We start from the raw sequence: 14,424 nt of genomic DNA on the forward strand, positions 1-14,424 counted from the left end.
TCGCGGCCGTCCTCCGCCGCCGCGACACCATGACCAGTGGCTACGACGACTCGGGCCAGGTGCAGTGGCTGCAGGGCGCGGGTATCGCCCTCGTGCGTGGGCACGGCACACTGACGGGCGAGAGAACGGTGCGCGTCACCGCCGCCGACGGCTCCACCACCGACCTCGTCGCCCGGCACGCGGTCGCCCTGTGCACGGGGTCGGCGGCGCTTCTGCCCGACATCCCGGGCCTCGCCGACATCGGGCCCTGGACCAGCCGCGAGGCCACTGCGGTCGAGCAGGTCCCGGCCTCTCTCGCCATCCTCGGCGGGGGCGTCGTGGGCGCCGAGATGGCCACGGCCTTCCAGAGCCTCGGCACCGACGTCACGCTCATCGCCCGCTCGGGACTGCTCGGCGGCAACGAGCCGTTCGCCGGCGAGCTCGTGGCGTCCGCCCTGCGCGACCGCGGCGTCACCGTGAAGCTCGGCGCCGACGCCACGGCGGCCCGCCGAGGCGACGACGGGCGCGCCGTGCTCGAACTGTCGGACGGCACGACGGTGACGGCCGATGAGGTGCTCGTCGCGGTCGGCCGCACGCCCCGCACCCAGGATCTCGGACTGGATGCCGTGGGCCTCACCCCCGGCGAGTGGATCGACGTCGACGACACCCTGCGCGTGCGCGGCTCCGACTGGCTCTACGCCGTGGGCGATGTCAACCACCGCGCGCTGCTCACGCACCAGGGCAAGTACCAGGCCCGAGCAGCGGGCGATGTCATCGCCGCTCGCGCCCGGGGTGCCGAGATCGACGACGCCCCGTGGGGAGCGCACGTGGCCACCGCCGACCACGACGCCGTCCCGCAGGTGACCTTCACCGACCCCGAGGTCGCCTCGGTCGGCCTCACCGCGAAGAAGGCCGAAGAGAAGGGCCTGAACGTCACGGTGCTCGACTACGACCTCGCGAGCATCGCCGGGTCGAGCGAACAGTCCGACGCCTACGTCGGGCAGGCACGGGCCATCGTCGACCTCGACCGTCACGTGCTCGTCGGCGCGACCTTCGTCGGGCCCGACATCGCCGAGCTGCTGCACTCCGCCACGATCGCGATCGTCGGCGAGGTCTCCGTGAAGCGCCTGTGGCACGCGGTTCCGTCGTACCCGACGGTCAGCGAGGTATGGCTGCGCCTGCTCGAGACGCTGGGCCGCGACTCGGCCTGAGCGGGCGGCGGGTTGCGACCGCGGCGGCCCGGCCCCGCCGGCGCCGGCCGTCCCTCCGGCGGGGACGGCCCAGCCGGCTCGACGCGATCGGCTGGCCGCTGCCGCGGTGCGGCCCGCCCGCGGTCGACATGTCCGACGCCTGCGCCCTGCGGCTCGCCGGGGTCACGGCGTAGGGTCGCAGCATGTCACGTTCCGTCGCCCTGATCCGCGGGGTCGGTGGACCCACGGCCCTGAAGATGGCCGCGCTGCGCGAGGTCCTGGCATCCGCTGATCTGGGCGAGGTCGAGACGCTGCAGGTCGCCGGCAACGTCGTCCTGGACGACCGCGGCCGTTCCCCCGGACAGATCGCGGGGCTCGTGCGCGACGCCGTCCGCGGGGCCTTCGGTTTCGACCTGCCCGTCATCGTGCGCACGCACGCCGAGCTCGCCGCTGCGCACGCGCGGAACCCCTTCGCCGATGCCGCCGAGGGGCGGTGGGTGCAGACGGTGTTCCTCGCCGAGCCCGCCCGGACCACGGTGCTCGAGCTCCCCGCCGACGCACCGGAAGAAGCCGTGGTCGACGGCCGCGAAGTGTTCGTGCGTTACCCCGAGGGCATCGGCGGGTCGAAAGTGCAGGCGGGCTACGTCGAGAAGCGACTGGGCGTCGTCGGCACCGCGCGCAACGCCAACACCGTCGCGAAGCTCGTCGCGATGAGCGCGTGACGGGCACCGGCGCCGCACTCCGCCCCGACCACCCCCGGGCGCCGGACCGCCGGCATCCCCCCTCCCCCACGCCACACCGATAAACGCCATCCGTGCCGAGAAACACGCAGCCACCGCGTTTCTGAGCACGAACAGCGTTTATCGGCAACCGTGGCTCCCGCCGCAGCCGCAGCCGCGCCCCGCCGCAGCCTCGCCCCGCCCCGCGCACGCGACGACGCCGCCGCAACCGGAGCTGCGACGGCGTCGAAAGAGCGACGGCTCAGTGGAAGAAGTGGCGCTCGCCCGTGAAGAACATCGTCACGCCGGCGGCGCGCGCGGCGTCGATGACCTCGGCATCCCGCACCGATCCCCCGGGCTGGATGATCGCCGAGATCCCGGCGTCGATCAGCACCTGCGGACCGTCGGCGAAGGGGAAGAAGGCATCGGATGCCGCGATCGAGCCGGCCGCGCGGTCGCCGGCGCGCTCGACTGCGAGGCGGCACGAGTCGACGCGGTTGACCTGGCCCATGCCGATACCGACGGTCGCCGAGCCCTGTGCGAGGACGATCGCGTTGGACTTGACGGCGCGGCACGACTTCCACGCGAAGATGAGGCTCTCCATGTCGGCCTCGGCGGGGCGCTCGCCCGAGACCAGTTCCCAGTCCTTGGCGACCGACTCGATGTCGGCGGGGAAGCGGTCGGCGTCCTGCAGCAGCAGACCGCCCGAGACCAGGCGCACGTCCATCGGCTCCTGCTTCCAGTCGGCGGGCAGGCGCAGCACGCGCAGGTTCTTCTTGAGCTTGAACACCTCGAGCGCCTCGGGCTCGAAGTCGGGCGCGATGATGACCTCGGTGAAGATGTCGCGCAGGTTCTCGGCCATCTTGAGCGTCACGGTGCGGTTCGCCGCGATCACCCCGCCGAACGCCGACACGGGGTCGCACTCGTGCGCGCGCAGGTGCGCCGAGGCGATGGGGTCCAGCGCGTTCGGCGCGGCGACGGCGATCCCGCAGGGGTTCGCGTGCTTGATGATCGCGACCGCGGGCTTGACCATGTCGAAGGCCGCGCGCAGCGCCGCGTCGGCGTCGACGTAGTTGTTGTACGACATCTCTTTGCCCTGCAGCTGCGTGGCCTGGGCGATGCCGTGCCCGCCGACGCGCGAGTAGATCGCGGCACGCTGGTGCGAGTTCTCGCCGTAGCGCAGGGTCGACAGACGCTCGGCCTGGATCGTCAGGTGCGCGGGCAGGTCGATGTCGTCGCCCAGGGTGCCCTCGGCGAACCACGTCGACACGGCGGTGTCGTAGGCGGCGGTGTGCGAGAAGGCGCGAGCGGCGAGCTCGCGGCGCTGCACCAACGTCGTTCCACCCTGCGCCTGCAGGGCGTCGACGATGGCGGGGTAGGACTCGGGTGAGACCACGATGGCGACGTTGGCGTGGTTCTTGGCCGACGCGCGCACCATGGCGGGGCCGCCGATGTCGATCTGCTCGACGACGTCGTCGCCCTCGGCACCGGATGCCACGGTCTCGACGAACGGGTACAGGTTGACCACGACGAGTTCGAAGGGCCGGATGCCGAGCTCGGCGAGCTGCTCCTCGTGCGAGGCCAGGCGCAGGTCGGCGAGGAGCCCCGCGTGCACGTTCGGGTGCAGCGTCTTGACGCGCCCGTCGAGCGACTCGGGGAACCCGGTCACGGCCGAGACGTCGGTGACGGCGTAGCCGGCGTCGCGCAGCAGGGTGGCCGAGCCGCCGGTCGAGACGATCTCGACACCGGCGGCGGCGAGCGCCTCGCCGAGCTCCAGCAGGCCGGTCTTGTCGCTGACCGACACCAGCGCGCGGCGGATCGGGACGACGTCGCGGGGACGGTAGTCGGCGGGGTCGTGGCGGGGTCCGGCCATGGCGTGCGGCTCCTGTGTCTCGAGTCGGGTTCGGTCGCGGCGGACGAGGGCCCGCCGCGGGGTCAGGCGGTTCGGGATGTCGCGGCGGCGAGGTCGAGCTCGCCCTCGGCGATGCGGCGCACGACGTCGATCAGGAGCCGTCGCTCGACGGGCTTGATGCGCTCGTGCAGGGTGTCCTCGGTGTCGTCGGGCAGAACGGGGATGCGCTCCTGCGCGAGGATCGGCCCGGTGTCGACGCCGGAGTCGACGACGATCACGCTCGCCCCCGTCTGCGTCGCACCGGCGGCCAGCGCATCGCGGACGCCGTGCGCGCCCGGGAACTCGGGCAGGTAGGCGGGGTGGGTGTTGATGATGCGCGGCTCCCACGCGGCCACGAGGTCGGCCGGCAGCAGGCGCATGAGGCCGCTGAGCACGACGAGGTCGGGCTGCCACACGGACAGCTGCGCGTCGAGCTCCGCTCCCCACTCCTCGCGCGAGGCGAACGCGTCGTACGCGACGAGGAAGCTCGGGATGCCGAAGTGCTCGGCGTGGGCGAAGCCGTCGGCCTCGCGGTCGGCACCGACCACGACCACGCGCGCGGGGAAGTCGGGGGCCGAAGCCGCCTCGAGCAGGGCGCGGAGGTTCGAGCCGGTGCCGGAGATGAGGACGGCGACCGTGAGCACGCGCTCAGTCTACGCAGGTGCGTCGGCGGGGTCCGCTCAGCGGGAGCGGTCGGGCTCGTCGTCCGCCCACGCGGCGCGGATGCGCTCGCGCACCTCGTCGTCGGTGGGTGACCGGGGCCCGATGTCGTCGGCGTCCGGCTCGCGGTAGGTGCTCGGCCAGGCTTCCGAGGCGATTCCGCGCCCCGGGATGGGGGCGGTGGGCGCGGGGCCGGTCATGTGCTGGTCGCGGTCGAAGGGTTCGTGCGCGCGGGCGGGGAGCGAGAACGCGGGCAGCTCGTCGCGCACCGGGGAGTCGTCGTCGTAGGCGCCGACTCGGGGGCTCAGCAGCAGGATCGCCAGCCCCACCAGAGTCTCGACGCCGAGGGCGAGCGCGAGGGGGCCGGGCTGCGGGCCGGTCTGGGCGAGACGCCCCGGTCCGATCGACCCCGATGAGGCCACGGCCATGAGCGCTCCGACCCCGCCGGTGAGCACGGCGACCGAGACCGCGACGACCAGACGCGGCCCGACGGGCTCGGGGGCGTCGGTGCGCGGCATCCGGGATCTCAGGATCCATCCGGTCAGTGCTCCCACGGCCACGGGCAGCAGCGCGAGCAGCAGCAGCCACGACGAGGTCGTGTCGGGGATCGCCCCGAGCACCGGGATGCCGGGCAGCGCCCCCACCTGTGTCGCGGCGGGCGTGATGGCGGTGTCGGTGCCGAGGGCGAAGCCGGGGCCGGCGGTGAAGGCGACGGCCCAGAGCACGAGGGTCGGCAGGTACACGAGCTGACCGAGGGCGATGACGGTCGCCCCGAGCCCGTCGGCGTTGCTCGCCTGGTAGAGGCCGATCACTTGCGTCGAGCGCGCGATGAGTCCCGCGACCACGACCACTCCCCCGACGCCCACCAGGCCCAGGGTCGTGAGCGCGACTCCGCGCAGAACGAGCTCGGGCACGACGCTCCACGCCCGCGGCATCCGCTCGATCTGCGCCCGCAGGGCATCGACGGGGCCGTCATCGCCCACGCGCCAGGAACCGATGAACGCGCCCAGCAGCGCGGGCACGGCGAACAGCAGCGAGGGCAGCAGGATCGACGGCCACAGCTCCGATGACACCAACGGGGCGTTCGCGGTGAGCGCGACGAGCGTGGCCAGGGCGGCGAACACGACCGAGCCCGACACCCAGCCCGTGACCGCGGCGCCCGCCTCGGCGGCGCGCGAACCGGAGCGGGCGGCGAACAGCGCCGTGAAGGCAGCGAAGGCCAGCGGCGCGAGCGAGAGGCCGATCGTCGCGAACGACGGGTCGATCCCCGTCGCGGCGAGGTACGTGTCGGGAAGGGTGACCTCGACGGGGACGAGATGCCCGAGGTGCCAGACCGCGGCCGAGGTGGGCCAGAGCGCCCCCCATTGCGGGTCGCCCATGCCGAACACCCACAGCAGGGTGAGGGGTGCGAGCACCACGGCGATTCCGCCCGCGGCGGCGAGGACCGCGTCGAGGGCGGCGAGGAGAGCGACGAGAAGGCGATGCATGGGCGTGTGGAACCTTACCCGCGCCCTCTCGGAGGGCCGCTCAGGCGCGGCGGGCCCGGTGGCATCCGTTCGGATAGGCGCAGAGCCGTCGCCTCGCGACGATGCGGGGCGACGGCTCTCGACGTCTCAGTCGACCGGCTCCAGCACGAACAGTTCGATGCGGCGGTCGGTCTTCTTCTGGTACTCGTCGTAGTCGGGCCAGACGTCGGTCGCGTAGCCCCACCACTCGTCGCGCTCGGCCCCCTCGGCCATGTGCGCGTCGTACTCCTTCTTCACGTCGCCGTCCTGCAGGGCGACGCGGGGGTTCTTCACGAGGTTGAAGTACCACGCCGGATGCTCGGGCGCACCGCCCTTGGACGCCACGACGGCGTACTTCCCGTCATGCTCGACGCGCATCAGCGCGGTCTTGCGCAGGCCGCCCGTTTTGGCACCGACGGTGGTGAGGACGATGATGGGTACGCCCCGCATGTCGGCGGACTCCTGGCCCCCCGTGGCTTCGTAGGTCTCCGCTTGGGTGCGGGCCCATTCGCTGGTGCTGGGTAGATACTCTCCTGAGAGTGACATAGCTCACACGATACGTCGGCGTCTCCCCCTCCGGTCCAGACCCTCCCCCTCTTTCCTGGAGCCCTTCATGAGCGCTTCCGCTCCCGAGACCACCACCGTTCCCGCACCGAAGAACCGTCTCGACGCCTTCTTCGAGATCACGGCGCGCGGCTCGACCGTCAGCGCCGAGATCCGCGGCGGTGTGGTCACCTTCGTGACGATGGCCTACATCGTCATCCTCAACCCGATCATCCTGTCGGGAACCCCCGATGTCGCCGGCAACGCCCTGGGCTTCCCGCAGGTGGCCGCGGTGACCGCCCTCACGGCGGGTGTGATGACCATGCTGTTCGGCCTGGTGACGCGGATGCCGTTCGCCTTCGCCGCGGGACTGGGCATCAACTCGTTCCTCGCCGTCGGCATCGTGGGCGAGGTCACGTGGCCGGAGGCGATGGGGCTGGTCGTCATCAACGGCCTCATCATCGTGCTGCTCGCGGTGACGGGCCTTCGCCGCATGATCTTCGAGGCAGTTCCGCTGGCGCTCAAGACCGCGATCACGGTCGGCATCGGCCTGTTCATCGCGTTCATCGGCTTCGTCGACAGCGGCCTGGTCACCTCGACCGGGCTGAGCTCTCCCCCGGTCGGCCTGGGCGTCGGCGGCTCGATCGCGACGATTCCGACGGCTCTGTTCGTGCTCACGCTCGTCATCACCGCCGTGCTGCTGGTGCGCAAGGTGAAGGCGGCCCTGCTCATCGGTCTGCTCTCGGGCACCGTCATCGCCGTGATCGTCGAGGCGGTCGCCGGTCTCGGCGCCAGGGCCGACGGCAACGCCGGCGGGTGGGGTCTGACCGTCCCGACGCTTCCCGCCCAGTGGGTGAGCCTGCCCGACCTGTCGCTGGTCGGCCAGGTCGACCTCGCCGGCTCGTTCGGCCGCATCGGCGTGCTCGCCGCGCTGATGCTCGTCTTCACGCTGGTGTTCACCAACTTCTTCGACGCGATGGGCACCATGACGGGCCTCTCGCGCGAGGCCGGTCTCGCCGCCCCCGACGGCACCTTCCCGCGCCTGCGCTCGGCGCTGGTGATCGAGGGCATCGGGGCCGTCGCCGGTGGCGCCACCTCGTCGTCGTCGAACACCGTGTTCATCGAGTCGGGCTCGGGCATCGGCGAGGGCGCGCGCACGGGCCTCGCGAACGTCGTGACGGGTGGTCTGTTCCTGCTCGCGATGTTCTTCACACCGCTGACGAGCATCGTCCCCAGCGAGATCGCCGCCGCGGCGCTGGTCATCGTGGGCGCGCTGATGATGGCGCAGATCCGCCACGTCGACCTGAGCGACCTGTCGGTGCTCATCCCGGTCTTCCTCACCGTGACGGTCATGCCGCTGACCTACTCGATCGCGAACGGCATCGGCGCGGGCTTCGTCAGCTGGGTGCTGATCCAGGCCCTCTCGGGTCGCGCACGTCGGGTCAGCCCGCTGCTGTGGATCGTCGCCGCCGGCTTCGTCGTCTTCTTCGCCCGCGGGCCGGTGGAGTCGCTGCTCGGCTGATCGCCGCCGCTCTTCGGGGCCCGGATGCCACGGCATCCGGGCCCCTTTCCGTCGGTGCCGCGGCTGGCCGGCGCTCGCGACGAGCGCCGAGACCGCACGCGTTTGCCGAGACCGCACGCGTTTGCCGCGACCGCACGCGTTTGCCGAAACCGCACGCGAGCGCCGTGACCGCACGCGTTTGCCGAAACCGCACGCGTTTGCCGCGAATCCTGTGCGTTGTCGGCAACCGCCTGCGGTCTCGCGGCCCGTCCGCGCTTCCCGCACGCCGCGGCGACAGACGCGAAGGGCGAGCGCCGTCGACCTCGTCGAGGCGATGGTCGCCGACGGCACGGAGGAGTCCGAGCGCGCCCGCTGCCGAGACGACCGCCGTTCGCCGGGACGACGCGTGATCACCGCGAAACGCGCATCGGTTCGCGATCACCTGTCGTCTCAGCGCCGTCCCACCGTGCCAGAGCAACAGAATCGCCGAGGCCGCATCCGTTTGTTCAGGCCGCAGGCGTTAGTCGCGAATCCTCTGCGTTCTCGGCGATCGCGTGCGGTTTCGCGGCGCGTCCGCGCCACCCACGCGCGCATGCCGCGTCCCGGCGAAGCAGAAGGGCCCGGATGCCATGGCATCCGGGCCCTCAGAAACGAAACGTCAGAGCGCTTCGATGATCTCGCGCATCAGCGACGCGGTCTCGGACGGCGTCTTGCCGACCTTCACGCCGGCGGCCTCGAGGGCCTCCTTCTTCGCCTGCGCGGTACCGGCCGAGCCCGAGACGATGGCGCCGGCGTGGCCCATGGTCTTGCCCTCGGGGGCGGTGAAGCCGGCGACGTAGCCGACGACCGGCTTGGTGACGTTCTCGGCGATGAAGGCGGCGGCGCGCTCTTCGGCGTCTCCACCGATCTCACCGATCATGACGATGGCCTTGGTCTCGGGGTCGGCTTCGAACGCCTTGAGGGCGTCGATGTGCGTGGTGCCGATGACCGGGTCGCCGCCGATGCCGATGGCGGTCGAGAATCCGAGGTCACGGAGCTCGAACATCATCTGGTAGGTCAGGGTGCCCGACTTCGACACGAGACCGATGGGGCCCTTGCCCGTGATGTTCGCCGGGGTGATGCCGACGAGCGCCTCGCCGGGCGTGATGATGCCGGGGCAGTTCGGGCCGATGATGCGGGTCTTCTCGCCCTTCGACTTCGCGTACGCCCACGCCTCGGCGGTGTCGCCCACGGGCACGCCCTCGGTGATGACGACCAGGAGGGGGATCTCGGCGTCGATGGCCTCGACCATCGCGTCCTTGGTGAAGGCCGGGGGCACGAACGCGATCGACACGTCGGCGCCGGTCTCGCGGATGGCCTCTTCGACCGATGCGAAGACGGGCAGCTCGACGTCGTTGCCGTCGGCATCCTTGTGCGAGACCGTGGTGCCGGCCTTCAGCATGAGGGCGGTGTGCTTGGTGCCCTCACCGCCGGTGATGCCCTGGACGATGACCTTGGAGTCCTTGTTGAGGTAGATCGACATGTTTCTGTCCCTATCCCTTACGCGTTGGCCAGTTCGGCGGCCTTGTCGGCGCCCTCGTCCATACCGGCGGCGAGGGTGACGAGCGGGTGGTTGGCGGCGGCGAGGATCTCGCGGCCCTCTTCGACCTGGTTGCCGTCGAGGCGCACGACGAGCGGCTTGGTCGCGGTGTCGCCGAGGATCTCGAGGGCCTTGACGATGCCCTCGGCCACGGCGACGCACGAGGTGATGCCGCCGAAGACGTTGACGAAGACGCTCTTGACCTGCTCGTCGCCCAGGATGACGTCGAGGCCGGCGGCCATGACGGTGGCCGACGCGCCGCCACCGATGTCGAGGAAGTTGGCGGGCTTGACGCCGCCGTGCTTCTCGCCGGCGTAGGCGACGACGTCGAGGGTCGACATGACCAGACCCGCGCCGTTGCCGATGATGCCGACCTGGCCGTCGAGCTTGACGTAGTTGAGGTCGTGCTGCTTGGCCTTGGCCTCGAGCGGGTCGGCGGCGTCCTTGTCTTCGAGCGCCTCGTGGTCGGGGTGGCGGAAGCCGGCGTTCTCGTCGATCGAGACCTTGCCGTCGAGGGCGATGATGTCGCCGTCCTCGCTCTGGATGAGGGGGTTCACCTCGACGAGCGTGGCGTCTTCGCCCTTGTAGACGTTGAAGAGCTTGACGAAGACGTCGGCCACCTTGGGGGCCAGTTCGTCGTCGAACTTCGCGGCCTTGGCGATCTCGAGGGCCTTCTCGGTGGTGATGCCCTCGAGCGGGTCGACCTCGATGCGCGCGAGCGCCTCGGGACGCTCGACGGCGAGCTCCTCGATCTCCATACCGCCCTCGACGCTCGACAGCGACAGGTACGAGCGGTTGGCGCGGTCGAGCAGCACCGAGAAGTAGAACTCCTTGGCGATACGGGCACCGGCGGCGACCATGACGCGCTTGACGACGTGACCCTTGATGTCGAGACCGAGGATGGCCTGCGCCGCCTCGAAGGCCTCGTCGGGGGTCTTGGCGACCTTCACGCCGCCGGCCTTGCCGCGGCCTCCGGTCTTGACCTGAGCCTTGACGACGACGACACCGCCGAGCTTCTCAGCGGCCGCCTTCGCCTCCTCAGGGGTGTCGGCGATGATGCCGGCGAGCACCGGCACCTCGTACTTTTCGAACAGATCACGTGCCTGGTACTCGTAGAGATCCACGGACAATCCTTCGCTGGGCGATCGGTGGTGGGAGGAGGCGAACTCTCTCGATATCAAGAGATTCTCGCCAGTGGTCAACCCTACCCGACCGGGGTGAAACCGCCCGACCCCTGTACCTTCGATGGGAGGGAGGGATGCCGTACCGACGCGTCTTCTCCGCTGTCGACGAGCCGCCGGCGACGGCGAACACCGCGGCGCAAGGTCCAGCCGGCCCGCGCAGGGACGACGCCGGACTGCGGGGATGCTTGCTCCGGGATCGCCTGGGCCCACCGCGGGCCGACCCGTCGTGAAAGGACCGCCATGACCTCCGCCGTCACCCTCATCCGCGCCTCCGCCCTGTCCGGCGCCGCGGAGTACGCCTACGCCGCCACCGCGCCCGCGAACGCCCGCTTGATCTTCCTCGCGGGCTCCTGCCCGCTGAACGACGATGGTTCGACCGCCGGGGTCGGCGACTACGCCGCTCAGGCCGCGCGCTGCATCGAGAACCTGGTCATCGCCCTGCGCGCGGCGGGCGCGGACATCACCGACGTGATCAGCACGCGCGTGCTCGTGGCATCCACCCGTCAGGCGGATCTCGTCACCGCCTGGGAGGTCGTGCGCGACGCCTTCGGCGACCACGACGTGCCGAGCACGCTGATGGGGGTCACCGTGCTCGGCTATGACGACCAGCTGGTCGAGATCGAGGCGGTCGCGGCGGTCGTCGACTGATCCCGCTGCGGCATCGGAGCGCCGGGCGACGGAGCGGCAGATCCGGTGATCAGACTCCGGGCAGCCGGGGTCCGGCTGCCGCATGATCCGACAGGGTCCTCCGACCGAACCACGCGCCCGCGATGAGCAGCAGGGAGGCGCCAGAGAACAGTCCGTCCGCGATGCCCGCAGGGAGCAGGAAGATCATCAGGACGAGGGTCACGACGATCATGACGACCGTGACGGCGAGGCCCCAGAGGCGATCGCGAAGGATGCCGACGCCACCGGCGAGGCGGAGGACACCGAAGATCCCGCTCATGACCATGAGCAGGGGGAGGTTGTTCTGGAAGTTGGGCAGCGCGAAATGAAATCGCGTGCCGATCTCCGCCTCTCAGACGTGCGACAACAGCAGGAGGGGAAGCGCGAGCGTCGCGCAGAGCTCCATCGCGATGGCCTGCGTGATCACGAGCCACGCCGCGATGCGGTACCGCACATCGACCCGTGGAACAGGAGCGGTCGTCTCCGCCCGTCCAGCGCTCCTCATCATCGGATAGCGCGCGACAGTCGGCGCGCGCCGAGCACGCAGAAGACGACGAGAACCGCGAGGAGGACCACGATGGCCAGCGACGGAGTGACGGAGACCTCGCCGACAGTCGCTGAGATGCCGTAGAAAGACTCGACAGCCTTCGCGGCTTGCGCCTGCCCGTCCGTCAGCGCGTGAAGGGCGCCGGCTGTCATCGGGCGTCGGATCAGCATCGCCGACTGCGCGAACGGGAGCGCATTGATGCCGTTCACGATGGCATCCGGGAGCGTGCCCACGGGGATGTACGCCCCTGCGAGGAAGCCGATGACGGTTCCCACCACGGTCGACAGCGCCGCGAAAGCGCCGGAACTGCGCAAGAAGGTGACGACGAAGCTCGACAACGCCGCGAAGGCCAGGCTCGACAGAGCGACGTATCCGAGCGTCTCCCCCGCCTCGCTCGCGGTCATGATCGAGTCGCCCTGCGAGAGGAGGTAGACCTGCCCGACGACCAGGATGACCAGGGTCATGGCGAGCGAGATGAGAAAACTCGACAGAAGGTACCCCAGGATGAGCTCGACGCGGCGGATGGGCGATACGAGGAAGTCGCCGAAGCGTCCGCTCGCTCGGTCGTCGACGAAGACCGCCAGGGCGGCCAATGCCGTCGTCAGGGTCGTGATCATGGTGATCCCGGCGAATACCCACGCGTTCACGAACCAGTGGATGTCCCCGATCTCCGCGTTCGGAAAGCGCTCCGTCAGATTGTCGACCTGCAGATTCCCGAGGAAGAGCGCATACAGCGCGATGAGGATCAGCGCGGACAGGAGGGAGAAGAACACCCCGGCCCGGTCGCGGAAGAACAGGCGCAGATTGCGGCCCATGAGGATCGAGACCGTTCTCATGCCGCCCGCCCTCCGGTCACGTTCAGGAAGACGTCGTCCATCGTCCCGTGGCGGAACTCGAAGTCGGTGACCTGTGGCGCCTGGATGAGCTCCCTCGCCTGCTCCACCCGGTCGACGGGCACGCGCACGACGTCGCCGCTGTGCTCGCCGACGACGCCCCGCGCGTCGCACTCGGCGAGGAAGGACGAGACGTCGGGCGTGCGTACGGTCAGCACACTCCGGCTGAACCGAGAGCGCAACTCCGCGGGAGTTCCCTCGGCCACGATCTCACCGCGGGCGATGATGCACACCTGATCGGCCCGCTCGGTCTCCTCCATGTAGTGGGTCGTCAGGAAGACGGTCGTCGAATGGTCAGCGCGGAGCTGGCCGATCGCCGACCAGATCTGTTCGCGCGACTGGGGGTCGAGGCCCGCGGTCGGTTCGTCGAGGAAGATCACGCTCGGACGGTGGAGGATCGCGCGCGCGATGTCGGCTCGGCGCTTCTGGCCGCCGGAGAGCACGCCGTAACGACGGTCCAGGAAGTCTCCGAGGGCGACCACCTCCGCGAGCTCGCCGATTCTCGCCGACGCGTCGCGCCGGCGCATCCCGTAGAAGCCGGCTCGGACGGCCAGATTCTCCCGGACGGTCAGCAGAGGGTCGAGGAGCGGGTTCTGGAAGACGGCGCCGATGACGTCGCGCACGCCGTTCGGGTCGTCCATCACGTCGCGGCCGTGCACACGGATCGTTCCCGACGTCGGGTTCAGGATCGTCGTGATGCAGCCGATGGTCGTGCTCTTGCCCGCACCGTTGGCGCCGAGGAACGCGAAGAGCGACCCCGCCGGGACCTCGAAGGACAGGTCTCGGACGGCCTCGAACGCACCGAAGGTCTTTCGCAGATGGCGAACCTCGACGCTCATGACCACCATCTCCGCGGTCCGATCGTGGGGTCAACGATCTGCACGCGCGTCCGCCGACCTCGCGCATGTTCATCGCGGAGCGCGGAATGGGAGTGGGTCATGTCCGCATGCTATTGACCGCTCTCACACCGCCCGGGCAGTCGATATCCCGTACTCGCGCTCCGCGCGGTGGCGTCCGAACCAGCTTCACCCGGGGGTTACGAGTTGCGTCTCCTCACGTCACCCGATGCGCGGACTCTCCCCTCAGATCCACCCCCGCTCGCGCGCATGAATCGTCGCCTGCTGCCGACTCGCGAGCCCGAGCTTGCCGAGCACCGACGACACGTGGTTGCGCACCGTCCCGGCAGACAGGTGCAGCGCGGAAGCGATCTCCGCCACCGTCTGCCCCCGGGCCCCCGCGCGCAGCACGTCGAGCTCGCGATCGGTGAGGGGGCTGCGTTCGTCGCTGAGCGCGTCGGCGGCGATCTCGGGATCGACGTACCGGCGGCCCGCCGCCACCTCGCGGATCACCGCGGCCACGTCGTCCGCGGGTCGGGACTTGGGCAGGAAGCCGTCGACCCCCGCACCGAGCGCGCGGCGCAGCACGCCGGGTCGGGCATGGCGCGTGACGATCACGCACCGCGACGGCACGCGCCGCAGGATGCGCGCGGCGGTGTCGACGCCGTCGAGGCCGGGCATCTCGAGGTCGAGCAGGCACACGTCGGGGCAAAGACGTTCGGCCTCGGCGA

At 70.6% G+C, this 14,424-nt stretch carries 14 protein-coding genes; 4 read left to right on the forward strand and 10 right to left on the reverse strand.

What is annotated here, in order from left to right; translation table 11 throughout:
* Positions 1–1,190 (forward strand): NAD(P)/FAD-dependent oxidoreductase (locus QZ433_RS09805; RefSeq protein WP_295782642.1); only part of this gene is annotated, 1,190 nt, incomplete at its 5' end.
* 182 nt (positions 1,191–1,372) lie between these two features.
* Positions 1,373–1,891, forward strand: coding sequence for a DUF1697 domain-containing protein (locus QZ433_RS09810; protein ID WP_295782644.1), 519 nt, complete (start codon positions 1,373–1,375; stop codon positions 1,889–1,891).
* A gap of 259 nt (positions 1,892–2,150) precedes the next feature.
* Here the strand turns inward: QZ433_RS09810 and purH are convergent, their stop codons facing one another.
* From purH to QZ433_RS09830, 4 genes are all read right to left on the reverse strand, one after another.
* Positions 2,151–3,761: a bifunctional phosphoribosylaminoimidazolecarboxamide formyltransferase/IMP cyclohydrolase gene (purH, locus tag QZ433_RS09815; RefSeq protein ID WP_295782646.1), complete on the reverse strand. Its 1,611-nt coding sequence runs from the start codon at positions 3,759–3,761 to the stop codon at positions 2,151–2,153.
* A gap of 62 nt (positions 3,762–3,823) precedes the next feature.
* Positions 3,824–4,423 carry a phosphoribosylglycinamide formyltransferase gene (gene purN / locus QZ433_RS09820; RefSeq protein ID WP_295782648.1) on the reverse strand — a complete coding sequence of 200 codons (600 nt, stop codon included), beginning with the start codon at positions 4,421–4,423 and terminating at the stop codon, positions 3,824–3,826.
* Positions 4,424–4,459: 36 nt separating this feature from the next.
* On the reverse strand, positions 4,460–5,926 hold the full coding sequence (locus QZ433_RS09825; protein ID WP_295782651.1) for a DUF6350 family protein: 1,467 nt from the start codon (positions 5,924–5,926) through the stop codon (positions 4,460–4,462).
* A 126-nt stretch (positions 5,927–6,052) separates the two neighbouring features.
* Complete coding sequence (locus QZ433_RS09830; RefSeq protein WP_295782654.1) at positions 6,053–6,490, reverse strand: nitroreductase family deazaflavin-dependent oxidoreductase; 438 nt, start codon at positions 6,488–6,490, stop codon at positions 6,053–6,055.
* 67 nt (positions 6,491–6,557) lie between these two features.
* On the opposite strand from QZ433_RS09830, the gene QZ433_RS09835 reads away from it, so the two are divergent.
* A complete protein-coding gene (locus QZ433_RS09835; protein ID WP_295782656.1) occupies positions 6,558–8,009 on the forward strand; it encodes an NCS2 family permease in 1,452 nt (483 codons plus the stop codon).
* A 637-nt stretch (positions 8,010–8,646) separates the two neighbouring features.
* Here QZ433_RS09835 and sucD read toward each other — a convergent pair.
* A complete protein-coding gene (gene sucD / locus QZ433_RS09840) occupies positions 8,647–9,510 on the reverse strand; it encodes a succinate--CoA ligase subunit alpha (RefSeq protein WP_295782659.1) in 864 nt (287 codons plus the stop codon).
* A gap of 17 nt (positions 9,511–9,527) precedes the next feature.
* Positions 9,528–10,691, reverse strand: coding sequence for an ADP-forming succinate--CoA ligase subunit beta (sucC, locus tag QZ433_RS09845; RefSeq protein ID WP_270352235.1), 1,164 nt, complete (start codon positions 10,689–10,691; stop codon positions 9,528–9,530).
* A 300-nt stretch (positions 10,692–10,991) separates the two neighbouring features.
* On the opposite strand from sucC, the gene QZ433_RS09850 reads away from it, so the two are divergent.
* Complete coding sequence (locus QZ433_RS09850) at positions 10,992–11,399, forward strand: Rid family hydrolase (protein WP_295782667.1); 408 nt, start codon at positions 10,992–10,994, stop codon at positions 11,397–11,399.
* A gap of 49 nt (positions 11,400–11,448) precedes the next feature.
* On the opposite strand, the gene QZ433_RS09855 is transcribed toward QZ433_RS09850, so the two are convergent.
* The 4 genes from QZ433_RS09855 to QZ433_RS09870 all read right to left on the reverse strand — a co-directional run.
* The gene (locus tag QZ433_RS09855) at positions 11,449–11,697 is read right to left on the reverse strand and encodes a hypothetical protein (protein ID WP_295782670.1); all 249 of its coding nucleotides are present in this window, start codon (positions 11,695–11,697) and stop codon (positions 11,449–11,451) included.
* 224 nt (positions 11,698–11,921) lie between these two features.
* Positions 11,922–12,800 (reverse strand): ABC transporter permease, encoded by an 879-nt coding sequence (locus tag QZ433_RS09860; protein ID WP_295782673.1) that lies wholly within the window; start codon positions 12,798–12,800, stop codon positions 11,922–11,924.
* Positions 12,797–13,696: an ABC transporter ATP-binding protein gene (locus QZ433_RS09865; protein ID WP_295782675.1), complete on the reverse strand. Its 900-nt coding sequence runs from the start codon at positions 13,694–13,696 to the stop codon at positions 12,797–12,799. The genes QZ433_RS09860 and QZ433_RS09865 overlap by 4 nt, the downstream gene beginning before the upstream one ends.
* A gap of 243 nt (positions 13,697–13,939) precedes the next feature.
* Positions 13,940–14,424: response regulator transcription factor (locus QZ433_RS09870; RefSeq protein WP_295782678.1), on the reverse strand; the 485-nt coding region annotated here is incomplete at its 5' end.

This window comes from uncultured Microbacterium sp. (assembly GCF_913776565.1).
Classification (GTDB): domain Bacteria; phylum Actinomycetota; class Actinomycetes; order Actinomycetales; family Microbacteriaceae; genus Microbacterium.

Excerpts from the sequence above, each read along its gene's own strand:
- QZ433_RS09810 (WP_295782644.1), top strand. The coding sequence starts at position 1,373 with ATGTCACGTTCCGTCGCCCTGATCCGCGGGGTCGGTGGACCCACGGCC.
- purH (WP_295782646.1), bottom strand. The coding sequence starts at position 3,761 with ATGGCCGGACCCCGCCACGACCCCGCCGACTACCGTCCCCGCGACGTC.
- QZ433_RS09825 (WP_295782651.1), bottom strand. The coding sequence starts at position 5,926 with ATGCATCGCCTTCTCGTCGCTCTCCTCGCCGCCCTCGACGCGGTCCTC.
- QZ433_RS09830 (WP_295782654.1), bottom strand. The coding sequence starts at position 6,490 with ATGTCACTCTCAGGAGAGTATCTACCCAGCACCAGCGAATGGGCCCGC.
- QZ433_RS09835 (WP_295782656.1), top strand. The coding sequence starts at position 6,558 with ATGAGCGCTTCCGCTCCCGAGACCACCACCGTTCCCGCACCGAAGAAC.
- sucD (WP_295782659.1), bottom strand. The coding sequence starts at position 9,510 with ATGTCGATCTACCTCAACAAGGACTCCAAGGTCATCGTCCAGGGCATC.
- QZ433_RS09850 (WP_295782667.1), top strand. The coding sequence starts at position 10,992 with ATGACCTCCGCCGTCACCCTCATCCGCGCCTCCGCCCTGTCCGGCGCC.
- QZ433_RS09855 (WP_295782670.1), bottom strand. The coding sequence starts at position 11,697 with ATGAGCGGGATCTTCGGTGTCCTCCGCCTCGCCGGTGGCGTCGGCATC.
- QZ433_RS09860 (WP_295782673.1), bottom strand. The coding sequence starts at position 12,800 with ATGAGAACGGTCTCGATCCTCATGGGCCGCAATCTGCGCCTGTTCTTC.
- QZ433_RS09865 (WP_295782675.1), bottom strand. The coding sequence starts at position 13,696 with ATGAGCGTCGAGGTTCGCCATCTGCGAAAGACCTTCGGTGCGTTCGAG.